Source organism: Sinimarinibacterium arenosum (assembly GCF_005047655.1).
Classification (GTDB): domain Bacteria; phylum Pseudomonadota; class Gammaproteobacteria; order Nevskiales; family Nevskiaceae; genus Solimonas.
The window spans coordinates 36,287-60,501 of sequence record NZ_SUKF01000005.1; the positions used below are offsets into that span (position 1 = coordinate 36,287).

A 24,215-nucleotide genomic window follows, 5' to 3' on the forward strand; every position below is an offset into this window, starting at 1 on the left:
GCGAATGTCTGCAATCGGGCGTCTCAAGTGACCTGTAATGCACTGCCCGTCGGTGCCGGTGCAGTCCATTCGCGGCAGATGCGCACCGTCTGATCCTTTGCCAGCGGTTCTCCTGTGAGGCCACAGCGCGAGCCACGTGCTTCGGAGAGAAAGTGCGTGCACTGCCGGCAAATTCCGAAGGCTCGCTGGTTGTTCTGCCGCTGCAGCGTCGTCAGCAACTTGCACAAGGCGGCATCGAGAGCGTTCCGATCGACACTCTCGAATGACGGGAAAGCTGCCTCCAGACGCCGCGTCCAGCTATCCCTCAGGATCGCGCGTCCGGCCGCTGTCAGCCGCAAATGCACCCGCTTCCCGTGGCGTGCGTCTGGCTCCTTGATCAACAACCCGTTGCGCTCAAGCAGGGCAAGGGTCTGCGAAACCGTGCCCCGTGTGATGCCGAAGTACTCCGACACCGCGATTGGAATATCGCTGTATCGGTTCGCCTGAGACAAGTACTCCAAGACCTGGATGTGAATGGGCAGCAGGCCGTGGCGAGCTGCGTCCTCGCGCAGGCTTTGATGAACCAGCGCGCCCAGACGCTCAAGTAGAAAGGGGGTCGAGCTCATATCGTCAATGTATCGTCACGAAGCATGTCTTGACAACCGGCGATCCGGCCCGGATAGTGTCATTGTGTATCGAGTCGATACATATAGACACAGGAGCAAGCGATGACCAAAGCCATCTTTTTCCACGCGGGATGTCCCGTGTGCGTCTCCGCCGAACAGCAGTTTGCCAAGGCACTCGACCCGTCCCGCTATGACGTCGAGATCGTTCACCTGGGCGAGCAGCGCTCGCGCCTGGCCGAAGCCGAGGCCGCCGGTGTGAAGTCCGTACCCGCGATGGTCATCGCCGGCGCGACGTTTCACATCAACTTCGGCGCCGCGCTGGCTGATCTGAAGTAAGGAATCGGACGGGCGTGGCGGCCGCTACGCACGACCCGGACAACTCAGGCTATCCCTAGGAGATGTTTTCATGAGACTTCTTCTCGCTGCAGTATTTCTCACATCCGCCGCTCCGACGCTGGCTGGCGATGCTGCCGTTCCCTACCCGGACAATTACCGTAACTGGCACCACGTGAAGAGCATGGTGATCGAAGAGGGACATCCGCTTTTCGGCGCGTTCGGCGGAATTCATCACATCTACGCGAACCCGAAGGCGCTGGAGGGGTACAAGACGGGCAAGTTTGGCGACGGCTCGGTCATTGTCTTCGACCTCCTGGAAGCCAACCGTAGCGATAACGCTCTCAACGAGGGCGCTCGCAAGGTTGCGGGCGTGATGCACAAGGACGCCAAGAAGTACGCGGCGACCGGCGGTTGGGGTTTTGAGGGGTTCGGCGCCGGCGCGCGGGACAAGCGCGTCGTCGGGTCCGATGCAGCGACCGCATGTTTCGGCTGCCATGCGCCGCAGAAGGACAGTGATTTTGTATTCAGCAGTCTGCGGGATTAGGACGCAATGGCAACGGATTTTCCTCTGGCTCCTGCCTGGCAGGTGGACCAGTGGTTGAACTCGAACCGTCCCCTCGACCTGGCCGCCTTGCGCGGCCGGGTCGTGGTCCTGCACGCGTTTCAAATGCTGTGCCCGGGCTGCGTCTCACATGGCGTTCCGCAGGCCGAGCGCGTGCATCGCCTATTTGCCGCTGACGGCGTAGCGGTGGTTGGTCTGCACGCGGTTTTCGAGCACCACGCCGCGATGACGCCGCTCTCGCTCGCCGCCTTCCTCTACGAGTATCGAATCACACATCCGATCGGCGTGGATATGCATGAGGCGAGCGACCCAGTTCCGCTCACCATGCGTGCCTATGCCCTTCAGGGCACGCCGTCGATCATGCTGATCGATCGCCAGGGTCGGCTACGCCTGCGGGAGTTTGGGCGGATCGACGACCTCACTCTTGGGCGCAAAGTGATGCGACTGGCAGCTGAGGTCGCGCCATCACTGGCTCTTTCCAAATCTGATTCTCCGAGCCAAGGGGAGTGCAGCGAAGACAGATGCGAAGTGGCGGGGGATTCGCTGGCAGATCCCTCGACATAGGACCTTGCCGATCTGGACGCCGTTCGCAAGCGACCGACGCGCGTGATCGGGCGCCCCGATTAGCCGTACGTAAGCCTGCTTCGGGCTGCCAGTCATCAGTGGGCCGATCCTCCCGCGAAAGTCACGCCACCCCGACCCTTGGGGCCCCTCTCATCATTTCGACTTGAAGCCGAAGCGACAGACCCGCCCGCCGCGAAGCATGCACTCCCGATGTTCCACTGCCCGGCCCACCGTTGCTTCCAGGAACGCTAGGTCGAACTGGCACACTGCTGGATATTTCGCAGCGAGTTCATGGAACACGCAGTTGCGCGCGACGATCTCTTCGCCACGCTTGTCGCTCACGCTCAAGCTGGCCTCGTAACCCAGATCCTTCATCGCGGCCGCAGTCTGGCTCACGGATGCTTTCGGGCTCCTAGCCGGCACAAGCCGCCGACCGGCTTCGGTGCCCATCCCGTGCATGACCTTGTCCAGCGCACCGTAGCCAAGGGTGCGTTCGACTGCGGCGATCAGGCTCTCGGCGATTTCGCGATAGCGCCGTGGAAAGGTTTCGCGTCCTGCCGAGGTGAGGACGAAGAGATGCTCGGGTCGTCCGCCCGTACGTTGCTGCCCCAGGCGCTTGACCGCTCCATCGCGCTGCAGGGCGATCAGGTGCGTGCGCACCGCGTTGTGGGTGATGCCGAGTTCGCGGGTCAGATGCTCGACCGATACGCCGCCCGGCGTGTGCAGCAGAACCTCCAGCAAGCGGCGCTGGGTTGGTCCGTATCGCTCCAGACGCGAGGCCTCGTACATGGCAGCTATGTCGATCCGGTGATCAGCGCGTACGCCGCATGATTGTGGATGGATTCGTGGTTCTCTGTCTCCACGTGCAGCATCGTAGGCTGCAGTTCCCTTGAGATCGCTGCATGCAGGTCGCGCACGAGATCCTCAGCGAACTTGGGATTCTCGTACGCAGTTTCGGTGACATACCGCTCGTCCTCCCGCTTGAGCACCGCATAGACCGGGCACGACGCCGCACGCTCCGCCAGCGCGACCAATTCGTTGATGCCGATCGGGCGACGGCTCCGGAGCATGACCGAGACCGTCGATCGCTGATTGTGTGCGCCGTATCGCGAGATGGCCTTGGAGCACGGGCACAGTGTCGTGACCGGGATCCGCACGGACATCTGCCGCGACGGCCGGCGCTCCCACGGTTCGAGTTGGATGTCGTACGAAACCTCGAGATCGAGCAGCGAGCCGTAGCCGGAGACGGGCGCCTTCTTCTCGACGAACCACGGAAAGCGAAGGGCGAGCGTTCCGCCGCGCGCATCCAGGCGCTTGAGGATCGCCTTGAGGCTGGATTCCAGATCGGCCGTGCGAATCCGCGGCGCCAGTTCGTGCGCGCACTGCACGAGTCGCGACATATGCGTGCCGCGCTGCGAAGCCACCACGCGCACGCCCAGATCGAAGGTACAGACGCTGTCATGGCTGGATTCATCGACGTCCGTGATTGTGCATGGCAGCCGCAGGCCGCGGATGCCGGCGCGGGTAACCGCTAGGCCACGCCGATCGCGGGCGGATTGCGTGTCCGGGAGTGCGGGCTCGATCGCGTGCGCCCGTTCCATTATGTCCATATCTTTGATGTCCTCTTCGATTCTACCTACGGCGTCGGCGCATTGGATCGCCGGCAAGTGCGCGGTCCCTGCGCCGCCGTTCTCAGGAAGGCGATCAGATCGACGCGTTCCGTCGCGAGCGGCGCCAACTGGACGACCATCGCATTTCCGGGAACCAGCGCGTTGGGGTCGGCCAGCCAGCGGTCGAGCATCGCGTCGTTCCAGACAATCCCGGAAACCCTCAGTGCCTCGGAGTAGGCGTATCCCGGTTGCGTTCCGGCCCGGCATCCGAAGAGCCCCTGATGACGAGGGCCAGGCCCGTTCTCGGCGATGGTGTGGCAGCCCCCGCAGCGCGCGTCGTACAGCGCTTTGCCGCGCGCGGGATCTGCGCCGGGGGCCGCCGTGACGCACGCAAGAGCGATCACGGCGGCCAGCAACGACAACCGCATGGGCTCAGGCTCCGAAGCTCAGCGTGTTCTGCGGCAGTGGTTGCCCGAGCGACTGCGACAGCACCGTGTAGTGCAGCGTCTCGTCGGCGATCAGGCGACCCGCCACCTTGGATAGCGAGCGATCGGCGAAGCTCGGCATCACGCCCAGGTAGGCATTGATGGCGCCGAGCTCCAGTCGCTGTGCGAGCCGCAGGATATCCTCGGCGGTGGCGATGGATCCGATGTCCAGCTTCGAGCTGGCCTTGTACTCGGCGAGGCTCCGGGGCTGGACCGGCGTGCCACCCAGCTTTTCGATTGCGCCGGCGAGTACCTCGCGGTGGCCCTCGTGATGGCCCTTGAACAGCACCGCCACCGAGAGCAGTGGCTTGCTCAGCAGACCGGTTCCGGCGCCGATCTCGTACGCAGCGATGCCCTCGTGCTCGAGGCCGAGCGCAACGTTGAGGATGGCGACATCGCTGCCGGTCTGCTCGTCGCGCGGCGTCGCCGCAAGGCTGCGCAGCGAGACGCCACTCAGTAGCGCCATTGCCGTCGTGGACAGCATCGCCGTGCGCGCGAGCAGCGCGCGCCGCTGAGGGCTCGCAATCAGCGCGTGATCAGTGTTTGCTTCTGTCATTGCAGTCTCCGTCTGTGGGAATGCCCAAAGCTGTTAGGCACTTGCAGGTTAGAAACCGCTTATCACCGTCACAACTGTGTAAAGTGTGTTAAGTCACTTCTGGCACGAGAGACCCGTGAGCAACAGCCGCGCGCTGTCGTTGGGCCGGCGGCCAACATCCGCTTCGTGGCAACTAGGAGGGTGGATTCACCGTCACCTTCGGGCTGATCGCGGCCGTTCGCAGTGGCTACAAAAGACACTTTGGATCGTGCCTTGCAGTTTCTCCCCAACCACCCGCTTGGCTTAAAAATCAAACCACTGCCCGCCTGATCTCGCACCACCTGCGTCAATCCATTGCAACCATTTGATGGTGCAGCCCTGCGAATCCTGCCGCTATTTGGCACCGACACATTCGGCACATCCCCCTGCGCTGACGCATAGCCGCCGGCAATCAGCTCCCATCCGATACCGAAGCCCACCGCCCCTGAGTACAACACTCCTGCGTACAATCCGGACATAACCAGCGGACACACCTGTGGGTGCGTCACGCCATACGAGGAGAAAGGCGCATGCTGCAGAACAGCCGGACACCGGCGTCGCTGGCGTACCCATGGTTCGTGGTTGTGATCCTGATGATCACCTACGTCATTTCGTTCGTGGATCGCCAGATTCTCAATCTGCTGGTCGGGCCGATCCGCCGCGACCTCGGCATCAGCGACACGCAGATGAGCCTGCTGATGGGCTTTTCGTTTGCGCTGTTCTACACGATCCTCGGCATTCCGCTGGCGCGCATCGCGGACAGCAAGAGCCGCCGCGGCCTGATCGTCGCGGGCATTCTGGTCTGGAGCGCGATGACGGCGATGTGCGGCATCGCGCGGCACTACTGGCAGTTGCTGATGTTCCGCATCGGTGTCGGCGTCGGCGAGGCCGCGCTGTCACCGGCCGCGTATTCGATGATCGCGGACTACTTCCCGCCGGAACGCCGGTCGAGCGCGATGAGCGTGTACTCAATGGGTATCTTCCTGGGCTCGGGCATCGCCTTTCTGGTCGGCGGGCTGGTCGTGCAGTACGCGGCCGCGCAGGGCGCCGTGAGCGTGCCGGTGATTGGCGACGTGCATCCGTGGCAGCTCGTATTCCTGATCCTCGGCGCGACCGGCATCGTCTTCAGTCTTGCGTTCTTCCTTGTCCGCGAGCCGGCGCGCCACGGCACGGTCGCGGGTCAGGACAGCCTGCCGCTGTCGGAAGTCGCCGGCTATCTGTGGGCCAACCGCCGCGCCGTGCTCAATCACAACATCGGCTTCGCGCTGCTGGCGATGTGCTCCTACGGCACCACCGCGTGGATACCGACCTACTTTGTGCGCACGCATGGCTGGACGGCGCCGCAGATCGGCATCGTCTTCGGCCTGATCGTGATGGTGTTCGCCTCGGCCGGCATCATCCTCGGCGGGCGTCTGGCGGACCGCTGGATTCGCCAGGGCAAGACCGACGCGGCGCTGCGCATCGGCGTGCTGGCCGCCGTCGTGTCCATCGGCGGCGGCGCGCTGTATCTGATCGCGCCCACCGGTACATTGGCCGCCATTGCACTGGTGCCGCCGGTGTTCGCGCTGGCAATGCCCTTCGGCGCGGCGCCGGCGGCGCTGCAGGAGATCGTCCCCAACCGCATGCGCGGACAGACCACGGCGGTCTACCTGTTCATGACCAACATGATCGGGCTGGGGCTCGGCCCGACCGCCATCGCGCTGTTTACCGACTACCTGTTCGCGGACGATTACGCGCTGCGCTGGTCGATGCTGATCGTCGGCAGCCTGGCGAGCCTCGCCTCGCTCCTGTTCCTGACCGCCGGCATGAAGCCCTACAGCCAGATGCTGGAACGCCTGCGCGCGGCGCCCGCCGTCTGATACTCAAACCTGGGCTTGGGTAGCTTCCCGCTTTCAAGCTAGGGGCAGCCTGTGTAGCCTGCTGCTCCCATCGAACGCATCCGGAGCCGCCATGCGCCCTCTCCTCGTCGCCGCACTCGCCACGTCCGCCCTGGCGTTGAGCGCATGCAACTCCCGCGACAAGGCCGACTCCAATGCGCAGACGGCCCAGCCGCCCGCGACGGAAGCGACCCCGGCTGCGGCGCCGAACTATGCGCAGCAGCATGCCGGCGACTACGCCACCGTACAGCTCACCGCGAAGCTCGACGGTCTCAGCGACAACCAACGCAAGATGCTGCCGTTGCTGATCCAAGCGGCGCAGACGATGGACGAGATCTTCTGGCTGCAGGCCTGGGGTGAGCGCGATGCGCTGCTGGGCACGATCAAGGACCCTGCGCTGCGCGAACTGGCCGACATCAACTACGGCCCCTGGGACCGCCTGAACGAGGATCACCCGTTCATCGACGGCGTCGGCCCGCGCCCGCCCGCGGCGCAGCTGTATCCGCAGGACATGAGCAAGGCCGAGTTCGAAGCCGCCGATCTGGCGGACAAGACCGGGCTGTACACGCTGCTGCGGCGTGACGCCGACGGCAAGCTGATCACCGTGCCGTACCACGAGGCCTACGCCGCACCGATCAAGCAGGCGGCCGATCTGCTGCGGCAGGCCGCGGCGCTGGCTGAGGACGCCGGCTTCAAGCGCTATCTGGAACTGCGCGCCGACGCGTTGCTGTCGGACGACTATCGCCCCAGCGACATGGCGTGGATGGACATGAAGACCAATCGCCTGGATCTGGTGATCGGCCCGATCGAAACCTACGAGGACCAGCTCTACGGCTACAAGGCCGCGTACGAAGCCTATGTGCTGGTCAAGGACGTGGCCTGGAGCGAGCGCCTGGCCCGCTTTGCGCAGTACCTGCCGGAACTGCAGCGCGGCTTGCCGGTGCCGGACGCCTACAAGCAGGAAACGCCGGGCAGCGACGCCGATCTGAATGCCTACGAAGCGGTCTACTACGCCGGCGATGCCAACGTCGGCGCCAAGACCATCGCCATCAATCTGCCGAACGACGAAGTGGTGCAGCTCGAAAAGGGCTCGCGCCGGCTGCAGCTGGAAAACGTGATGCAGGCCAAGTTCGACCGCATCCTGATGCCGATCGCGCGCGAACTGATCGCCGACGATCAGCTCAAGCATCTGAGCTTCGACGCCTTCTTCCAGAACACGATGTTCCACGAAGTCGCGCATGGTCTGGGCATCAAGAACACGCTCAACGACCGCGGCACCGTGCGCGAGGCGCTGAAGGAATACGCGTCCAGCTTCGAGGAAGGCAAGGCCGACATTCTCGGCTTGTACATGGTGACCAAGCTCGCGCAGAAGGGCGAACTGGACGCCGACAAGCTGATGGACAACTACGTCACCTTCATGGCCGGCATCTTCCGCTCGGTGCGCTTCGGCGCCAGCGACGCCCACGGCAAGGCCAACATGCTGCGCTTCAACTTCTTCCGCGAGCATGGCGCCTTCGAGCGCGATGCCGAGACCGGCCGCTACCGTGTCAACTTCGAGAAGATGCAGCTGGCGATGAAGGATCTGTCCGCCAGGCTGCTGACGATCCAGGGCGACGGCGACTTCGACGCCGCCAAGCAGATGACCGACACGCTCGGCATCGTGGATGACTCACTGGCCGGCGATCTGAAGCGCCTCAGTCAGGCGAAGATTCCGGTCGACATCCGCTTCGAGCAGGGCGCGTCCGTTCTCGGACTGTAGAACGCCCCACCGCGCATGAATCAACGGGCGGGACTTACGCGAGTCCCGCCCGTTTTCGTTTCAACCGCCGCTCGAAGGACGACCCGGCACCATGCAGGCGGCAAATGGTTCATGCCCGCACTGGCAAACCGGTGTCGCGCTACCGGGGCAACTGACTGCGTGCGAACGACCGGCGCAGTCGATGCTGCAGCTGCTGCCTGCAGACTGCGGAGCGCCCGCGCCGCCATAGCCGCCAAAGCCCTGGTAGACCCCGCCCGGCCCGACTGACTGCTGTGGGCCGGAACTGCCGACGCCCTGCTTGACCCCGCCGGGGCCGACACTCTGATGAAACGGACCTGCATGCTGCTCGACACCATACGGACCCACGCTCTGCGAAACGCCTGCACAACCTGCGATCATGACCAGCGCTGTTAGCGCCAGGATTGTTGATTTCATCGTTTGACCTCCCCTGTTGTCACCAAATCGTGCCGTTGGCGCATCCGCCGTGCAAGACCCAGCCTTGGAAGGGCATGGCGTCGAGCGCGTGGCATCCGCACGCCGTCAGGCTGGGGGTTGCCCCGGTACCCGCCCCCCGTTTCTCCGTGTAGGCTCGGGACAGCCGCCAGACTTTCGGGACCCGCGTGAGCGAAGTTCATCCTGGGCGGTGGCACATGGCTCTGGAGCGGAGATGCCGCGACGGGCCCACAGACCTACCCATGACTTCAGCCTTGCGATGACCGACCCGAAAACGAATCTGCCCGCCGACGGCGCGCAGCCGGCGTCAGCGCGCGGTGCCTCACCGGAAGACCCCATGCACACCTCTCTGAAGATGGCCGTTGCCGGCAGCGTTCTGCTCAGCGCCTGCGCTCAGCTCCCAAGCCAGACCGGCAACAGCGCTGGCGACAATCCGTTCTTCGAAGCCAGCACGCTGCCGTATCAGCTGCCGCCGTTCGACCGCATTCAGGACGCGCACTACGCACCAGCGTTCGAGGCCGGCATGGCCGAACAGCTGCGCGAGATTGATGCCATCGCCGCCAGTCCGGACGCGCCGAGCTTCGACAATACGATCCTCGCGATGGAACGATCGGGCCGCCTGCTGGAGCGCGTGCAACTGGTGTTCTTCAATCTGTCCTCGTCGCACACCAATCCGCAGATCCAGGCGCTGGAAGCGGAGCTGGCGCCGAAGCTGTCCGCGCATTCGGACACGATCTATCTGAACGCGGCGCTGTATGCGCGCGTAACCAAACTGTACGAGGCCCGCGACACCCTGGGGCTGGATGCCGAATCGCTGCGCCTGCTCGAGCGCTATCACCGCGACTTCGTGCGCGCCGGCGCCCAGCTCGGCGAGGATGACAAGACCCGCCTGCGCGCGATCAACGAAAAGCTGTCGTCGCTGACCACGCAGTTCGAACAGAACCTGCTGAAGGAAACCAACGCCAAGGCCGTGATCGTCAAGGACAAGGCGGAACTGGCCGGACTGTCGGACGACGACATTGCCGCCGCCGCTGCCGCCGCCAAGGCCCGCGATCTCGAAGGCCAGTATGTGCTGCCGCTGCAGAACACCACCGGTCAGCCGCCGCTGACCAACCTGCAGAACCGCGCGCTGCGCGAGCGCATCTTCAAGACCTCGATCGGCCGCGGCAACAGCGGCGGCGAGTTCGACAATCGCGAGATCACCACCGAGATCGCGCGTCTGCGTGCAGAACGGGCGCAGCTGCTCGGCTACCCGACCCATGCGGCGTATCGTCTGGAGACGCAGACCGCCAAGACGCCGGAAGCCGCGGTGGCGATGCTTGAGAAGCTGGCACCCGCCGCCGTTGCCAATGCGCACGTCGAAGCCGCTGACATGCAGAAGCTGATCGATCAGGAGAAAGGCGGATTCAAGCTGCAGCCCTGGGACTGGGCGTACTACGCGGAGAAGGTTCGCAAAGCGCGCTACGAATTCGACGAGTCGCAGATGCGCCCCTATCTGGAACTCAACCATGTACTGCAGGACGGCGTGTTCTATGCCGCGAACCGGCTGTACGGTCTGACGTTCAAGGAGCGTCACGATCTGCCGGTCTATCAGGCCGACGTGCGCGTGTTCGAGGTGTTCAATGCCGATGGCTCGCCGCTGGGCCTGTTCCTGACCGACGTCTACGCGCGCGACAGCAAGCGCGGCGGCGCCTGGATGAACGAGTTCGTGCCGCAGTCCGGTCTGTTCGGCGCGGTGCCGGTTGTCGTCAACAACCTCAACATCCCGAAGCCGCCGGAAGGCGAGCCAACACTGATGACCTTCGATGAGGTCACGACGATGTTCCACGAGTTCGGCCATGCACTGCACGGGCTGTTCTCGAACGTGAAGTACCCGACCTTCGCCGGCACCAACGTGCCGCGTGACTTCGTCGAATATCCGTCCCAGGTCAACGAGATGTGGGCGACCTGGCCGGAAGTGCTGAAGAACTACGCACGCCACTACCAGACCGGCGAGGCCATGCCGCAGGAACTGGTCGACAAGGTGCTGGCCACGCAGAAGTTCAACCAGGGCTTCGCGACCACCGAATATCTCGCCGCCGCGCTGCTCGACATGGCCTGGCATCGCATCACGCCGGAGCAGGCGCCCGCCGCCGCCAAGGTCATGGACTTTGAAGCCGCCGCGCTGAAGAAGGCCGGCGTCGACTTCGCGCCGGTGCCGCCGCGCTATCGCAGCACCTACTTCGCCCACGTGTTCTCCGGCGGCTACTCGGCCGGCTACTACGCCTACATCTGGAGCGAAGTGCTCGACGCCGACACGGTCGAATGGTTCAAGCTGCATGGCGGTCTGGAGCGCGCCAACGGCGACTGGTTCCGTGCCAAGCTGCTGTCACGCGGCGAAAGCGTGGACCCGATGGAACTGTTCCGCGACTTCCGTGGCGCCGAACCGTCGATCGAACCCCTGCTCGAACGCCGCGGCCTGAAACTCGACAGCACGCATTGATGTCCACCCGGCACCGGCGGTGCTGCGAATGCCTCCGGTGTCTGGCTCACAGGGAGCACTGAAATGCATCCGAACGCACAGCTGATCGACACGTTCTATCGGGCCTTCGTGCGTCTGGACGCCGATGCGATGGCCGCCTGCTACGCGGAAAACGCGTGCTTCGACGACCCCGTGTTCACACTCGACGGAAGCAACGAGATCTCCGGCATGTGGCACATGCTGTGCGATGCCATCACCGCCAACGGCCGCGATGTCTGGCAGCTGCAGTTCCGTGACGTCAGCGCCGACGACCGCGGCGGCCGCGCGCACTGGGAGGCGCATTACCGCTTCAGCGCGACCGGTCGCATGGTGCACAACATCATCGACGCCGAATTCCGCTTCACCGACGGCCTGATCGTCGAGCACCACGATCGCTTCGGTCTGTGGCGCTGGTCGCGCCAGGCACTCGGCCCGGCCGGTGTATTGCTCGGCTGGACCCCGATGCTGCGCGGCAAGGTCCGCGCGCAGGCACGCAGCAATCTGGATCGCTACCTGCTGACCAGCCGCTGAGGGCCTGCACCGTCGTGGCCTTTGGTCGCGCGCCATTCATGTTGGGGGTCGGGCCAAGCGGTGCTACCGTGCGCACTGCGCGCCGGGAGATTCTGGCGCTTTTCGATATCCGATACTCCACGACAGGCGCTCAATCCGACGTCTGCGCGGGGCCTCACCCTTACTCGCATAGGACGTTCCGTGACCCTGGCCACCGTGATTACCGCCGCCGACTTCGGTGCCCTGGTAGAAGCCGCGTTTCACCCGGAGGTCCCCGTGGTCGCGGCGTCCGAGTCCGAACTCGGGGAGCCGCTGGAACACTTCACCACGCCGGCAGAGGTTCGCGCCAAGGCCGCGGCCTGCGCCAAGGCGGGTGTACACAACTATTCGTTTGGCCTGTGGTATCCCTCGATGAAGGGTCACATCTTCGAACGCAAGGTGGCGATTGATCCTCCGCGCGACGGCAAGTCGTTCCGCTACTCACTGAGCGGCTGGGGCATCATTCGCCTGCATCAATATTTCACCTGGCCCAACACGTTGCAGTGCCGGGTGGTCGTCAACTCCGAAGCGCGCGCCCGCTCGCGCGAAGCACGTTATCCCGAGCTTGGCGCCGTATCCGACTGGGACTGGCGCGTGGTCGAGACCTATGCGTTCCGGCTGTCGCGCAGACTCGCTTCGATGGGACACACCGCACCCGTTGTCCAGCAGCTGGAGACCTGAGTCCGAACCGCGCGCGGTGATACGAACCGCGACCGGCTTCAGGTTCGGGTACGCAGGATCACAACCACCGGGACATCACGGTCCGCGGCGGTCGAACTCGACGTTGCGCTGCTTCACAGCGACTCAGTGCGTCACCCGCAGTGGACGGCTCCCTCAGCGTACGATGCGATAGCACGGTACGTACTGGGTGCCCGGCAGCTTCATCCGCTGCTGCGCAACGAAGGCGGTCAGCAAGGCGTCCAGCGGATCCAGGATGTCGGCATCGCCGTCGAGTTCGAACGGGCCCTTGGCTTCAACTTCGCGAATGCCGTCGGCCTTGACGTTGCCGGCGACGATACCGGAGAACGCGCGGCGCAGATGACCTGCGAGTTCATGCGGCGCCTGATCACGATGCAGGTCGAGCGCTCGCATGGCGTCGTGGGTCGGCACGAACGGGCGTTGGAACGCTGGCGCAATCTTCAACAGCCAGTTGAAGTAGAACGCGTCATCGTGCTCCGCGCGGAAGTCGCGCACGCGCTGGATCCCGGCGTGCATCTCGCGAGCCACACGCGCCGGATCATCGACGATGATCTGGTACAGCTGGCGCGCAGGCTCGCCCAGCGTCGCGCCAATGAAGGCGTCGATCTGGCGGAAATACTCGGCCGCAGAGGCCGGACCGGTGAAGATCAGCGGAAACGGCAGGCCGGCGTTGTCCGGATGCAGCAGGATGCCGAGCAGATACAGGATTTCCTCGGCCGTCCCCGCGCCCCCCGGCAGTACGACGATGCCGTGCGCGGTGCGCACAAAGGCCTCAAGCCGCTTCTCGATATCGGGCAGGATCACCAGCGAATTGACGATGGGGTTCGGCGCTTCGGCGGCGATGATGCCGGGCTCGGTGATGCCCAGATACTGGCCACCGACGATGCGCTGCTTGGCGTGCGCCACGGCCGCGCCCTTCATCGGGCCTTTCATTGCCCCCGGGCCGCAACCCGTGCCGATATCGATTCCCCGCAGGCCAAGCTGATAGCCCACGACCTTGCTGTAGTCATACTCGTGGCGCGAGATCGAATGCCCGCCCCAGCACACCACCAGTCGCGGTTCCAGGTTCTGGCGCAATACTCCGGCGTTGCGCAGGATGTGGAATACGGCGTCGGTGGTGCCATCGGCGCTGTCGAGGTCGAAATTCGGGTTGTTCAGCACGTCGTTGCCGACGAACAGCAGATCCCGCAGGACCGAAAACAGATGTTCGCTGATGCCGCGGATCATCTTGCCGTCGACGAAGGCTTCGGCTGGCGCACTGCGCAGCGCCAGCTTGATGCCGCGCTCTTCCGGCACCACGCGAATCTCAAAATCCGGATAGCGCTGCAGCAGCTCGCGGCCGTCGTCGATCGGGCTGCCGCAGTTGAGGACTGCGAGCGCGCACTGCCGGAACAGGTGATACAGCCCGCCATGACTGGCATCCAGCAATTTGGCGGCTTCGCTGCGCGACAGCACGGCAAGGCTGCCTTCCGGCGAAATCACCGCATCGACGACTTGATAGCTCATGGCTTCCGATAGTTCGCGCTCTGCGCAGAGCGCCAGATGATACGGCGACTGGAGCGATCACGGGCACGCTGACGGTGATCAGTTCGGGCGCACGCAGATGGTGCTAGTCTGCGCACCCCTCAATGCCATGGATGCGACGATTGCCATGAATGACCTGCAAGAAACCATTGCCGAACTGGTCGGTGAAGGCGCCGCCATCCGCGTGGCCGTTGCCGCCCTGATCCGCACTTCACCCCATGCCGAGCAGATCGCCGATCTGTTCGAGATGTTCGACGCGCAGACCGTTGAAGTCCTGAAACAGGTTGCGGTCAAGAATCCTGACTTCGGCAAGATCGTGATGGAAGCCTATACCGAAGTGTTGACCGATCTGGCCGCGCAGATGGGGCCGCTGGAATAGTCCGTTCCGCACTGAATCGCTCCCGGCTCAGCCGGGAGCGACGCCCTGTGTCTTCAGCGCTTCCAGCGCATCCAGATCCAGCGCACCGGCATAGCGCTTGAGTGCGTCCATTCCGATATCCTGACCCTCGAGCACCACGGTGAACCGTTCGCCCAGCAGCAGGCTGTAGGTGCCGGACCGGGTATCGGCGTGCCACTGCTCGCGCACTGAACGCTCGCCCTCGCGATAGACGCGTTCGTAACCGGTATCCGATTCGCTGTCGATGGCCTGGATCGCCCAGCCCGCCAGTGCCGCCAGCGCCTTGGCGCCCCCGGTATCGGTGATCTGCAGATCCAGTGAGCGCTTGGCGTCGGCATCGGCGTAGCGCGCTTCGGCCGTCGCAGTCTGCACGCCGAGCACCACGCTGCGCTTGACCGAATAGCTGATCCGCTTCAAGTCACCCAGCGTCTCCGGCACAAACGGCTTGAGCTGTTCCGTGCTCAGCGCTTCGACTGCCTGCCCACCCAGCAGCGCGGTCATCATCTCCCCCGTCGCTTTCTGCCGCGCGGCGCTGTCGCCGCTTTCTTGCGCAGCCTCGAGCTGCTTGCCCGCCGCTTCGACTTTCTTCGACCAGGCATCGATACGGTCGGCATCGATCTTCAGGGTCTTGCCGCCGGCACTGATCTCGACATTGCCACCGCGATGATGTGCGGGCATGTGGATGCCACTGAGTCGAGCCACAACCGAACCCAGAACCAGCGACAGGATCACCGCGCACAGCACCGTCACCGCGGTATACGGCAGCGCCCGTTCGGGGGCGCAGCCCATCACCTTCGGCAGTCCGAGATACAGCAGATAGATCGCATACAGACCGCCGCAGAGCGCCAGCAATGCGCCCAGCCAGGGCACCAGCACCAGCGCACCGCCGATCCAGCTGGCCGTCGATGCATAGGCGGTGGTCTTCAGCGCCTGGGTCATGTCCTTCTGCGCACCGAAGCTGGGTGCCAGCGCATTCACCAGCAAGGCCAGCAGGTAAACCACGACCAGGCCGACGCCGTACTGCAGTACCGCATTGATCAGCCCGGAACCAAAGCCGATGCGTACCGAGCCGAACATCGGCATGCCGATGCCGAACACGCTGATCTTCAGGAAGCCGGCAATCGCCGGCAATGCGGCGAGCCACAGGATGTAGCGCCGGTACAGTCCGGCGACGGTATCGGGCTCGGCTGCAATCACCGACCATTCGGCCGCAGGATTCAGCAGTACTTCGCGCACACGCGCCAGGACTCGATCACGTTCCATCGTTCGGCTCCAGAACCTGCAGGACTCCACCCGCTGAGCGACGCACAGCAACAGACTGTGTCGTCAGCGGACCGCCGTCCCCAGCTTAGTCGTGCCGCGTGTCGCGCTCAATGCAGTCCGTCACATTCAGGCGGCGAGGTGCTGCCCGAAGCGATCGAGGTGAAAATCGGCGTCGCCGAACAGCATCGAGATCATCGTCAGGCGCTTGAAGTAGTGACTGACCGCGAGTTCGTCGGTGACCCCGATGCCGCCGTGCAACTGCACCGCCTGCTGTCCGACAAAGTGTGCGCTCTGCGACACCAGCACCTTGGCCGCCGAAACCGCCTGCCGTCGCTCGCCGGAGGGCGCTTCCAGCTTGGCTGCGGCCAGATAGGCCATCGAGCGCGCCTGTTCAGCATGCAGGTACATGTCGACGGCACGATGCTGCAGCGCCTGGAAGGTGCCGATCGGCACGCCGAACTGCTTGCGCGTCTTCAGATAGCCGACAGTCGCTTCGATCGTCGCCGTCATGTTGCCGACCGCCTCGGCACACAGTGCAGCAATGCCGCGATCCAGTGCCTTCTCGATCACCGCCAGCGCTTCATGTTCCGTGCCGATGAGTGCATCCGCGCCGACGCGAACGTTGTTGAAGCGGATGCTGGCGGCGCGCAGGCCGTCCTGGGTCGGATAGCCGAAACGCTCGACGCCCGGCGCTGTCGCATCCACCAGAAACAGCGAGATGCCCTGCGCATCGCGAACGTCGCCCGCGGTTCGTGCCGACACGATCAGCTGGTCCGCCTCGGCGCCATGCAGCACCACAGACTTCTGCCCATCGATACGATAACCGCCGTCGACCGCCTGCGCCGTAGTCGCAATCGTCGACGATGCATAACGCTGGCCGGGCTCGTCATGTGCCAGTGCCAGCAGTCGTTCGCCAGCGGCCACCGCCGGCAGCACTGCCTGGCGTTGCGCCGCACTGCCCGCGTCGATCAGCACGCCAGCCCCGAGCACGACCGTCGCCAGATAAGGCTCGACCACCATGCCGCGTCCCAGTGCTTCCATCACCAGCAAGGTATCGAAGCCGCCACCGCCAAAACCGTCGTAAGCCTCGGGCAGTGCCAGCGCCATCACGCCCATCTCCGCCAGCTGCTGCCACACCTCGCGACTCCATCCGGCGTCGCTGGCGATGATCGCGCGGCGTCGCTCGAAATCGTAGTCCTTGCGCACGAAACGCTGCAGGCTGTCCTGGAACTGGTGCTGCTCTTCGGTAAATGTGAAATCCATGAAGGGTCTGCTCCTCAGAATCCGAGAATCATCTTGGAGATGATGTTCTTCTGGATCTCGTTGGATCCGCCGTAAATCGTCGTTTTCCGCGTGTTGAAATACTGGCCGGCCAGCGGCGCGGCGTAGTCCGGACCGGCCAGCGGTCCGTCGTAGCCGGCATCAAGTGCGGCCTCCTGATACGGCAGCGCATCGCTACCCAGCGCCAGCATCAGCAGCTCGCTCAGCGTCTGCTGAATTTCCGAGCCGCGAATCTTCAGCAGCGAGGCCTCCGGTCCGGGCGCTTTCTTCTCCATCTCGGCCGCGATCACGCGCAGATTGGTGATCTCCAGCGCCATCAACTCGATCTCGACCTGCGCAATGCGATCGCGGAAGCGCAGATCCTCGATCAGCGGGCGGCCGTCGGTTCCGCATTGGCGCGCGGCGATATCCTTCAGGCGTTTGAGCCGGCGCTTGGAGCGCCCGACTTCGGCGATGCCGGTGCGCTCGTGCCCAAGCAGGAACTTGGCGTAGGTCCAGCCCTTGTTCTCTTCGCCAACAAGGTTCTGCACCGGCACTTCAACATTGTCGAACCAGACTTCGTTCACCTCGTGCTCGCCGTCGAGCATGATGATCGGCCGCACCTGGATGCCGGGCGTCTTCATGTCGATCAGCAGGAACGAAATGCCTTCCTGCTTGCGCGCATCCACCGAGGTGCGGACCAGGCAGAAAATCCAGTCGGCGTATTGTCCCAGCGTGGTCCAGGTCTTCTGGCCATTGACAATGTATTTGTCGCCGACGCGCTCGGCGCGCGTCTTCAGCGATGCCAGATCCGAACCCGAGCCCGGCTCCGAGTAGCCCTGACACCACCAGTCCTCACCGGACAGGATGCGCGGCAGGAAGTACTCCTGCTGCGCGCGATTGCCGAATGCCATGATCACCGGTGCGACCATCACCAGACCGAACGGCATCAGCCCCGGCGCACCCGCATCGGCAGCCTCTTCGCTGAAGATGTGCTGCTGCACCGCGGTCCAGCCGGTGCCGCCAAATTCCACCGGCCAGTTCGCGGCAACCCAGCCCTGGCGGTACAGGATCTTGTGCCAGGTCAGGAAATCATCCTTACTCAGTCGCTTGCCGTTCAGTACCTTGTCGCGAATCGCCGTGGGCAGGTTCGCGTCGATGAATGCACGGACATCGGCGCGAAAGCGCTGTTCGTCCGGCGTGAAATTCAGATCCATACCGCACTCCGCATAGGGCGTGGCCATAGCCACCATCTGGGCGTCGAGCTTAGGGGCCTCGGACGCCGTCGACAAATGCAGCTGCCGCATCGGCAGACATTTGCCGCCCTCATGCGTTGCGGTTATTCAAATTACCGAATCGAATGCAGCGAAATGCGCCGATTTCATTTGCCTCCCGCGTCGCTACCGCACTAGGCTCGCAGCCCTTCGACCCGCTTCCAGAGGATGTGCCGACATGCGCGTGAGCCGCTACGACGTTCAGAACCGTACCGCCGTGATCACGATGAACAATCCCCCGGTCAACGGTCTGGGCCAGGATCTGCGCAGCGATCTGATCGAAGGGATCAACCGCGCCATGGCCGACACCGCCATCGACGCGGTGGTATTGATCGGCACACCCCAGGCGTTCTCAGGCGGCGCCGACATCCGCGAGTTCGGCACGCCGAAAATGCTGGCCGAGCCGAACCTGCACACGGTGATCGCCACGATCGAGCGCGCACCCAAACCGGTCGTCGCCGCAATTTCGGGCGCGTGCATGGGCGGCGGCCTCGAACTGGCACTGGGCTGCCATGGCCGCGTTGCGCTCGGCAACGCCATGATTGCGCTGCCCGAGGTGCGTCTGGGACTGTTGCCGGGCGCAGGCGGCACGCAGCGATTGCCGCGTGTCGTCAAAATCGAAACTGCCTTGAACATGATTGTGACCGGCGCCATCGTGCCGGCCCAGCGGATGGCCGGAGGCGCGCTGTTCGATGCGGTCGTCGACAGCGATCTGCTGCAGCATGCACTGACTCGGGCCGCGCAGCTGGCCGCCGGCCCGCGGCCACTGCCCCGGGTTCGCGATCGCGCGGTTGACGATCCGAAAGCGATGGAAAAAATCGAAGCCGCGCGCGCGCAGGTCTTCAACAATGCCAGCCCGCTCCCGGCGCCGATGAAATGCATCGATGCGATTGCCGCCGCGGTGTCGATGCCGTTCGACAAGGGACTCGCCGTCGAACTTTCCGCCTTCGCGGCGCTGGTGCGGACACCGGAATCGCGCGCACTGCGTCACGCGTTTTTCGGCGAACGCACGGCGACCAAGATCGCCGACGTCCCGGCCGACACGCCACTGCGCGAAATCCGCTCGGCAGCGGTGATCGGCGCCGGCACCATGGGCGGTGGAATCGCGATGAACTTCGCCAACGCCGGCATTCCGGTCAAGATTCTGGAGCTGCAGCAGGACGCTCTGGAGCGCGGGCTCGCGGTCATTCGCAAGAACTACGAGCGTGCACTGACTCGCGGCAAGCTGACGCAGGACAAGCTCGACGCACGCATGGCGCTGATCCAGCCCACGCTCGACTATGCCGAGATCGGCGACGCCGACATCGTGATCGAAGCGGTGTTCGAGGACATGGACGTGAAGAAGACCGTGTTCGAGGCGCTGGACCGGGTCATGAAACCCGGCGCGATCCTCGCCACCAATACCTCGACGCTGGACGTCAACCGGATCGCCGCATTCACCCGTCGCCCGCAGGATGTGATCGGCACGCATTTCTTCTCGCCGGCCAATGTCATGCGTCTGCTCGAAGTCGTACGCGGCGAGAAAACCGCCAAGGACGTGCTGGCGACGGTGATGCAATTGGCGACGCGCATCCGCAAGCTGCCCGTGGTCGCCGGTGTCTGCGACGGCTTCATTGGCAACCGCATGATTCACCGGTACAGCGCGCAGGCGCTGCAACTGCTGGCCGAGGGCGCGTTACCGCAGCAGGTCGACGTCGCGCTGGAACGCTGGGGCATGGCGATGGGACCGTTCCGCATGAGCGATCTGGCCGGCAACGATGTCAGCTGGTACGTGCGCAAGCGCCACTACGCAGAACATCCGGAGATGCCGCGCTCGGTGATTGCCGACCGTCTGTGCGAAGCCGGCCGTTACGGTCAGAAGACCGGCAAGGGCTGGTACCGCTACGAGTCTGGCGACCGCAAGGCGCATCCGGACGCAGAGGTCGAGCAGCTGATCGTCGAGTACCGCAAGGAGGCCGGCATTACGCCGCGCGCGATCTCCGACAACGAAATCGTCGAGCGCCTGATCTACGCGCTCGTCAACGAAGGTGCGCGCATCCTCGAAGAAGGCATTGCGCAACGCGCCTCCGACATCGACATGGTCTATCTGAACGGATACGGCTTTCCGTCGCATCGCGGTGGCCCGATGCTGTACGCGGACATGATGAGACTGCCCAAAGTGGCTCAGCGCATGCTTGAATTCGCCGCGATGCCGGGTGCTGATGCCGCGTTCTGGACGCCGGCGCCGCTGCTGCAGCGCCTGGCCGACGAGGGACGCAACTTCAACTAAGCGTGGATAGCGCCGCTCACTGCGGCGCGTCGACCAGCATGCAGTAGGCGTAAGGCTTCGATTCGCACTGGCACACGGGCGCGGCATTGCGCGGGCACCGTGCGGAGTAGTCGCGGTCGTCGCAGTGAATGCTGCATGCGGTGCCACGTGCGCCGCTGGGCGCCTCCTGCGCCAGACGCGGCGGCTCCGGCGGTGGCGCGCCGGCGCAGGCGCACAGCAGCAGCGCTGCGACGCTGGTCATCCATCGTTGTTTCATGGTCATCCCCGTGATACCCGAGACTCGCGCTCGGGTTGAATCGATGGTCGCCCGCACTGCCGGCCAGTGCAAGCTGCAGACCACAGGAACAAGAACGGGCCGGACGCTGAGCGTCCGGCCCGCAGTCATCGCATCGGCGCCGCCTCAGGCGACGCGAGCACGTGCCGCAGACATTTCGATCACTTCGGCGCGCTCAGCTGCGTAGTTGCCGGCGATGTACTCCTGACTGAAGTCGTCGGTCAGAATCACGTCGTAACGCACCCGATCGTATTCGTCGGCTTGATCGGCCTCCGAGCGCGTCATCAGATTGCGGTTCACCGCATCCGACAGACGCTCGGCGATACTGTCGCCCGCCAACTCGCCCTTGGACGCCAGTTTGTAGAACTTGAGATAGCCGGCCTCGCAGTCCTGCGACACCTGCCAGGCCTGTTCCATGCGCCCGATCGGGTCATGCACGCCGCCATTCTTGAACACCAGCCACGACACCCGTTCGCGCACGTCGCTGGGTTCCAGAATCATGTCGGCCACCGCTGCGTTGTCGCGATCGCTGACCGCACGGAAGCGATTGCCCAGCGGGAACACCACAGCACGCATCGCAACGCGTGCCCAGGCCACCGGGAAGTTGCGCAGGAACTCATCGAAGGCCTTGCTGATTTCGTACAGGCAGTTGTCCAGCGCCCAGCGCGCATGCGCCAGTTCCTCGGGCGATTTCGAACCTTCCAGGTAGAACTTGGCGACCGTCGAGGCGATGTACAGCTGTGACAGCGCATCCCCCAGCCGCGCCGACAGCCGCTCCATGAATTTGAGCTTGCCACCCAGCACGCCCATGGTCAGATCGGAGCAGAACGCCAGCGCCGCGGAGAAGCGCTCCATGTTGCGGAAATACGGCGCCAGCTCGCCCGCCACCGGAGCCCGTGCCAGACGGGCGCCGGTCAGGCCCAGCGTGAACGCGCGCACCGCACGGTTGATTGAAAAGCCGATGTGGCCGAACAGCAGCTTGTCGAAGGCTTTCAGGTCGTTTTCGCGCGCTGCTTCCATCTCCGGGAACACGTATTCGTGGCAACGGATCGCACCCTGGCCAAAGATCATCAGGTTGCGTGTCAGGATGTTCGCGCCTTCGACAGTAATCGCCACCGGCGTGGCTTTGTAGGCCGTGGCCATGAAGTTGCGCGGACCCTGCTGGATCGCCTTGCCCGCCATCACGTCCATGCTGTCGGTGACGATCTTCCGCATCAGCTCGGTCATGTGGTACTTGGCGATTGCCGTCACCACCGACGGCGCGCAGTGATCGACCGCCGAGGCCGTCATCACGCGCATCGCTTCGAGTGTGTACGCATACCCCGCGATGCGACCAGTGGCTTCCTGCACGCCTTCGAACTTGCCGATCGACACCTTGAACTGGCGACGGAAGCGACCGTAGACGCTGGTCATGCGATACGCGGTCTGGCCGGCCGCGGTCGCCAGCGCCGGCAACGAGATGCCGCGCCCCGCCGACAGACATTCGACCAGCATGCGCCAGCCCTTGCCGGCCATGGCCGGCCCTCCGATGATCCAGTCGACCGGGATGAACACATCGCGACCGTGGATCGTGCCGTTCATGAACGCGGCGCCCGGATAGTGGCGACGGCCGATCGACACGCCCCGATGCTTCGCCGGGATCAGCGCACAGGTGATGCCGTATTCGGATTTGCTCTTGTCACCGAGCAGTCCGTCCGGATCGCGCAGCTTGAACGCGAGACCCACGACGGTCGCCACCGGGGCGAGCGTGATGTAGCGCTTGGAGAAATTCAGCTTGATGCCGAGCACCTTCTTGCCGTCGTGCTCGCCGTAGCAGACGACGCCCAGATCCGGCATCGCAGTCGCGTCCGAGCCCACCTCGGGACCGGTCAGGCCAAAGCAGGGAATCTCCTTGCCCGACACCAGCCCCGGCAGCCATTGGTCCTGCTGGCCCTTGGTGCCGTAGTGCATCAGCAGTTCGCCCGGGCCCAGCGAGTTGGGCACCATCACCGTGACTGCCATCGCGATCGACTTCGTCGCGAGTTTGGTGACGACGGCCGACTGCGCGTTGGCCGAGAAGCCGAGACCGCCGAATTCCTTCTTGATCAGCATCGCGAGGAACTTGTGCTCGCGGATGTAGGCCCAGACTTCCTCCGGCAGATCCTTGTGCTCGAACTCGATCTTCCAGTCGTCGCAGAGCTTGCACAGTTCCTCGCATTCGTTGTCGAGGAAGGACTGTTCCTCGGCCGTCAGCTCGGTGTACTTGAAGTCCAGCAACTTGTTCCAGTCGGGCCGGCCGCGAAACATCTCGGCCTCCCACCAGGTGTCGCCGGCCTCCAGCGCTTCGCGCTCGGTCGAGGACATCTCCGGCAATACCGCCTTGAACGCGCCAAAGATGGGTTTGGTCACCACCGCGCGACGCAGCGGCCGCAGGTTCAGCAACAGCGCCAGCGGCACATAGATCACAGCAGCGACACCGAGGCCGATGCTGCCGATCAAACCCGCGGCATACACCGAGAGCAACACTGCGCCGACGGCGGCGGTCCAGATCAGCAACGGCGCGCCAACAAACGCCAGCGCCCACGCCGCAGCGAGAGTCAGCAGAGTCAGGGTCAGTCCTGTCATTGGAATCTCCGGGAGGTTTGAATGTGTGAATGGAAACTAGCGACCGTCCGCGCCATGCAGGGGCACGACGTGGGGGTGGTCGTCCGCGCTCGTCGCCGCCACCTCCCGCGGGATGAGCGTCTTGATCATCAATTTCAGGTATTCGTTGAACGCGGCATCGGTCGGCATCAGATCCGGTGTATCGCGGCGAATCTGCAGATTGCCCATGAAGGTGGCGTAAGCGAACCGCGCCCAGTGCTGCGCGCGGGCCGGTGTGAAGCCGAGCGCTTCGTAGCACTCGACCAGATAGCCCATGCGCCGCTCGGACACCCGCCGCACGAATTCGTTGACGACCGGGTGATCCTCGGCCGCCGCAATCGCCAGATACAGACGTCCCGAGCGATAGCCGGCGTTGGCCTCCTTGAACACCTTGACGATGCGCGCATAGGGATCTGCCTCGTCGCCGACACGCGCCATCACTTCTTCGGTCTCACGGCGTTCCCACAGCTCCAGCGCTGCGCGCAGCAGCGCCTCGCGATTGGCGAAATGCCAGTAGAAACTGCCCTTGGTCACGCCGAGCTGCCGAGCCAGGGGCTCGACCGCAATGGCTTCGATGCCACCGTTGGCGATGGCATCCAGCGCCGCACGCGCCCAGTCCTCGGCGGTCAGATTCTGTTTCGTTTCGGCAGCGGATCCGGCAGTTTTCATGGCGCAGCGGGCAGCCCATCGTGGTGTCGGTCGGAACAATACGGAAGCGTATTGACGCGCTGCAGTGTATCCATACGCTTGCGTATGGCG

Annotated in this window: 23 protein-coding genes; 10 read left to right on the forward strand and 13 right to left on the reverse strand. The window is 64.3% G+C overall.

Annotation, left to right across the window (positions count from 1 at the left end; genetic code table 11):
• Window positions 1-23: 23 nt before the first annotated feature.
• Window positions 24-605 carry a MarR family winged helix-turn-helix transcriptional regulator gene (locus tag E4T66_RS11235; RefSeq protein ID WP_136849135.1) on the reverse strand — a complete coding sequence of 194 codons (582 nt, stop codon included), beginning with the start codon at window positions 603-605 and terminating at the stop codon, window positions 24-26.
• Between the two features lie 102 nt (window positions 606-707).
• Here E4T66_RS11235 and E4T66_RS11240 point away from each other — a divergent pair, with 102 nt between their 5' ends.
• The 3 genes from E4T66_RS11240 to E4T66_RS11250 all read left to right on the forward strand — a co-directional run bounded on the left by E4T66_RS11240 (window position 708) and on the right by E4T66_RS11250 (window position 2,067).
• Complete coding sequence (locus E4T66_RS11240; protein WP_136849136.1) at window positions 708-941, forward strand: thioredoxin domain-containing protein; 234 nt, start codon at window positions 708-710, stop codon at window positions 939-941.
• Between the two features lie 70 nt (window positions 942-1,011).
• Window positions 1,012-1,485 carry a cytochrome P460 family protein gene (locus tag E4T66_RS11245; protein ID WP_136849137.1) on the forward strand — a complete coding sequence of 158 codons (474 nt, stop codon included), beginning with the start codon at window positions 1,012-1,014 and terminating at the stop codon, window positions 1,483-1,485.
• Between the two features lie 6 nt (window positions 1,486-1,491).
• Window positions 1,492-2,067, forward strand: coding sequence for a redoxin family protein (locus E4T66_RS11250; RefSeq protein WP_136849138.1), 576 nt, complete (start codon window positions 1,492-1,494; stop codon window positions 2,065-2,067).
• A gap of 153 nt (window positions 2,068-2,220) precedes the next feature.
• Here the strand turns inward: E4T66_RS11250 and E4T66_RS11255 are convergent, their stop codons facing one another.
• The 4 genes from E4T66_RS11255 to E4T66_RS11270 are packed head-to-tail and all read right to left on the reverse strand — an operon-like array spanning window position 2,221 to window position 4,718.
• Window positions 2,221-2,808, reverse strand: coding sequence for a helix-turn-helix transcriptional regulator (locus tag E4T66_RS11255; protein ID WP_169577581.1), 588 nt, complete (start codon window positions 2,806-2,808; stop codon window positions 2,221-2,223).
• 53 nt (window positions 2,809-2,861) lie between these two features.
• Window positions 2,862-3,734, reverse strand: coding sequence for a GTP cyclohydrolase FolE2 (gene folE2 / locus E4T66_RS11260; RefSeq protein ID WP_136849140.1), 873 nt, complete (start codon window positions 3,732-3,734; stop codon window positions 2,862-2,864).
• Entirely contained in the window at window positions 3,704-4,105 is a 402-nt protein-coding gene (locus E4T66_RS11265; RefSeq protein ID WP_136849141.1) for a c-type cytochrome, read from the reverse strand. Before E4T66_RS11265 ends, folE2 begins: the two co-directional genes overlap by 31 nt.
• A gap of 4 nt (window positions 4,106-4,109) precedes the next feature.
• Complete coding sequence (locus E4T66_RS11270) at window positions 4,110-4,718, reverse strand: ferritin-like domain-containing protein (RefSeq protein WP_136849142.1); 609 nt, start codon at window positions 4,716-4,718, stop codon at window positions 4,110-4,112.
• Between the two features lie 548 nt (window positions 4,719-5,266).
• On the opposite strand from E4T66_RS11270, the gene E4T66_RS11275 reads away from it, so the two are divergent.
• Together E4T66_RS11275 and E4T66_RS11280 are read left to right on the forward strand one after the other, a co-directional pair.
• Entirely contained in the window at window positions 5,267-6,595 is a 1,329-nt protein-coding gene (locus E4T66_RS11275; RefSeq protein ID WP_136849143.1) for a spinster family MFS transporter, read from the forward strand.
• 91 nt (window positions 6,596-6,686) lie between these two features.
• Entirely contained in the window at window positions 6,687-8,372 is a 1,686-nt protein-coding gene (locus E4T66_RS11280) for a dipeptidyl-peptidase 3 family protein (protein ID WP_136849144.1), read from the forward strand.
• A 60-nt stretch (window positions 8,373-8,432) separates the two neighbouring features.
• Here the strand turns inward: E4T66_RS11280 and E4T66_RS11285 are convergent, their stop codons facing one another.
• Entirely contained in the window at window positions 8,433-8,807 is a 375-nt protein-coding gene (locus E4T66_RS11285) for a hypothetical protein (protein ID WP_136849145.1), read from the reverse strand.
• A gap of 355 nt (window positions 8,808-9,162) precedes the next feature.
• Here E4T66_RS11285 and E4T66_RS11290 point away from each other — a divergent pair, with 355 nt between their 5' ends.
• From E4T66_RS11290 to E4T66_RS11300, 3 genes are all read left to right on the forward strand, one after another.
• Window positions 9,163-11,307 (forward strand): M3 family metallopeptidase, encoded by a 2,145-nt coding sequence (locus E4T66_RS11290; protein WP_136849146.1) that lies wholly within the window; start codon window positions 9,163-9,165, stop codon window positions 11,305-11,307.
• A gap of 63 nt (window positions 11,308-11,370) precedes the next feature.
• Window positions 11,371-11,856, forward strand: a complete 486-nt coding sequence (locus E4T66_RS11295; RefSeq protein WP_136849147.1) for a nuclear transport factor 2 family protein — start codon at window positions 11,371-11,373, stop codon at window positions 11,854-11,856.
• A gap of 180 nt (window positions 11,857-12,036) precedes the next feature.
• Window positions 12,037-12,555: a hypothetical protein gene (locus E4T66_RS11300; protein ID WP_136849148.1), complete on the forward strand. Its 519-nt coding sequence runs from the start codon at window positions 12,037-12,039 to the stop codon at window positions 12,553-12,555.
• Between the two features lie 153 nt (window positions 12,556-12,708).
• Here the strand turns inward: E4T66_RS11300 and ppnN are convergent, their stop codons facing one another.
• Window positions 12,709-14,079 (reverse strand): nucleotide 5'-monophosphate nucleosidase PpnN, encoded by a 1,371-nt coding sequence (gene ppnN, locus E4T66_RS11305; RefSeq protein ID WP_136849149.1) that lies wholly within the window; start codon window positions 14,077-14,079, stop codon window positions 12,709-12,711.
• A gap of 145 nt (window positions 14,080-14,224) precedes the next feature.
• On the opposite strand from ppnN, the gene E4T66_RS11310 reads away from it, so the two are divergent.
• On the forward strand, window positions 14,225-14,476 hold the full coding sequence (locus E4T66_RS11310) for a hypothetical protein (protein WP_136849150.1): 252 nt from the start codon (window positions 14,225-14,227) through the stop codon (window positions 14,474-14,476).
• A gap of 27 nt (window positions 14,477-14,503) precedes the next feature.
• On the opposite strand, the gene E4T66_RS11315 is transcribed toward E4T66_RS11310, so the two are convergent.
• From E4T66_RS11315 to E4T66_RS11325, 3 genes are all read right to left on the reverse strand, one after another.
• On the reverse strand, window positions 14,504-15,757 hold the full coding sequence (locus E4T66_RS11315; protein WP_136849151.1) for a Yip1 family protein: 1,254 nt from the start codon (window positions 15,755-15,757) through the stop codon (window positions 14,504-14,506).
• A gap of 126 nt (window positions 15,758-15,883) precedes the next feature.
• The gene (locus E4T66_RS11320) at window positions 15,884-17,020 is read right to left on the reverse strand and encodes an acyl-CoA dehydrogenase family protein (RefSeq protein ID WP_136849152.1); all 1,137 of its coding nucleotides are present in this window, start codon (window positions 17,018-17,020) and stop codon (window positions 15,884-15,886) included.
• 14 nt (window positions 17,021-17,034) lie between these two features.
• The gene (locus tag E4T66_RS11325; protein ID WP_136849153.1) at window positions 17,035-18,234 is read right to left on the reverse strand and encodes an acyl-CoA dehydrogenase family protein; all 1,200 of its coding nucleotides are present in this window, start codon (window positions 18,232-18,234) and stop codon (window positions 17,035-17,037) included.
• Between the two features lie 235 nt (window positions 18,235-18,469).
• On the opposite strand from E4T66_RS11325, the gene E4T66_RS11330 reads away from it, so the two are divergent.
• On the forward strand, window positions 18,470-20,560 hold the full coding sequence (locus E4T66_RS11330; protein WP_136849154.1) for a 3-hydroxyacyl-CoA dehydrogenase NAD-binding domain-containing protein: 2,091 nt from the start codon (window positions 18,470-18,472) through the stop codon (window positions 20,558-20,560).
• 16 nt (window positions 20,561-20,576) lie between these two features.
• Here the strand turns inward: E4T66_RS11330 and E4T66_RS11335 are convergent, their stop codons facing one another.
• The 3 genes from E4T66_RS11335 to E4T66_RS11345 form a co-directional block, all read right to left on the reverse strand.
• The gene (locus E4T66_RS11335) at window positions 20,577-20,816 is read right to left on the reverse strand and encodes a hypothetical protein (RefSeq protein ID WP_136849155.1); all 240 of its coding nucleotides are present in this window, start codon (window positions 20,814-20,816) and stop codon (window positions 20,577-20,579) included.
• Between the two features lie 144 nt (window positions 20,817-20,960).
• Window positions 20,961-23,438: an acyl-CoA dehydrogenase gene (locus E4T66_RS11340; protein ID WP_136849156.1), complete on the reverse strand. Its 2,478-nt coding sequence runs from the start codon at window positions 23,436-23,438 to the stop codon at window positions 20,961-20,963.
• 36 nt (window positions 23,439-23,474) lie between these two features.
• A complete protein-coding gene (locus tag E4T66_RS11345) occupies window positions 23,475-24,125 on the reverse strand; it encodes a TetR/AcrR family transcriptional regulator (protein ID WP_136849157.1) in 651 nt (216 codons plus the stop codon).
• Window positions 24,126-24,215 lie beyond the last annotated feature (90 nt).

Coding starts and splice junctions, on each gene's coding strand:
- E4T66_RS11235 (WP_136849135.1), bottom strand. CDS start 605: ATGAGCTCGACCCCCTTTCTACTTGAGCGTCTGGGCGCGCTGGTTCAT.
- E4T66_RS11240 (WP_136849136.1), top strand. CDS start 708: ATGACCAAAGCCATCTTTTTCCACGCGGGATGTCCCGTGTGCGTCTCC.
- E4T66_RS11245 (WP_136849137.1), top strand. CDS start 1,012: ATGAGACTTCTTCTCGCTGCAGTATTTCTCACATCCGCCGCTCCGACG.
- E4T66_RS11250 (WP_136849138.1), top strand. CDS start 1,492: ATGGCAACGGATTTTCCTCTGGCTCCTGCCTGGCAGGTGGACCAGTGG.
- E4T66_RS11265 (WP_136849141.1), bottom strand. CDS start 4,105: ATGCGGTTGTCGTTGCTGGCCGCCGTGATCGCTCTTGCGTGCGTCACG.
- E4T66_RS11270 (WP_136849142.1), bottom strand. CDS start 4,718: ATGACAGAAGCAAACACTGATCACGCGCTGATTGCGAGCCCTCAGCGG.
- E4T66_RS11275 (WP_136849143.1), top strand. CDS start 5,267: ATGCTGCAGAACAGCCGGACACCGGCGTCGCTGGCGTACCCATGGTTC.
- E4T66_RS11280 (WP_136849144.1), top strand. CDS start 6,687: ATGCGCCCTCTCCTCGTCGCCGCACTCGCCACGTCCGCCCTGGCGTTG.
- E4T66_RS11285 (WP_136849145.1), bottom strand. CDS start 8,807: ATGAAATCAACAATCCTGGCGCTAACAGCGCTGGTCATGATCGCAGGT.
- E4T66_RS11290 (WP_136849146.1), top strand. CDS start 9,163: ATGCACACCTCTCTGAAGATGGCCGTTGCCGGCAGCGTTCTGCTCAGC.
- E4T66_RS11295 (WP_136849147.1), top strand. CDS start 11,371: ATGCATCCGAACGCACAGCTGATCGACACGTTCTATCGGGCCTTCGTG.
- ppnN (WP_136849149.1), bottom strand. CDS start 14,079: ATGAGCTATCAAGTCGTCGATGCGGTGATTTCGCCGGAAGGCAGCCTT.
- E4T66_RS11310 (WP_136849150.1), top strand. CDS start 14,225: ATGAATGACCTGCAAGAAACCATTGCCGAACTGGTCGGTGAAGGCGCC.
- E4T66_RS11315 (WP_136849151.1), bottom strand. CDS start 15,757: ATGGAACGTGATCGAGTCCTGGCGCGTGTGCGCGAAGTACTGCTGAAT.
- E4T66_RS11320 (WP_136849152.1), bottom strand. CDS start 17,020: ATGGATTTCACATTTACCGAAGAGCAGCACCAGTTCCAGGACAGCCTG.
- E4T66_RS11325 (WP_136849153.1), bottom strand. CDS start 18,234: ATGGATCTGAATTTCACGCCGGACGAACAGCGCTTTCGCGCCGATGTC.
- E4T66_RS11330 (WP_136849154.1), top strand. CDS start 18,470: ATGCGCGTGAGCCGCTACGACGTTCAGAACCGTACCGCCGTGATCACG.
- E4T66_RS11335 (WP_136849155.1), bottom strand. CDS start 20,816: ATGAAACAACGATGGATGACCAGCGTCGCAGCGCTGCTGCTGTGCGCC.
- E4T66_RS11340 (WP_136849156.1), bottom strand. CDS start 23,438: ATGACAGGACTGACCCTGACTCTGCTGACTCTCGCTGCGGCGTGGGCG.
- E4T66_RS11345 (WP_136849157.1), bottom strand. CDS start 24,125: ATGAAAACTGCCGGATCCGCTGCCGAAACGAAACAGAATCTGACCGCC.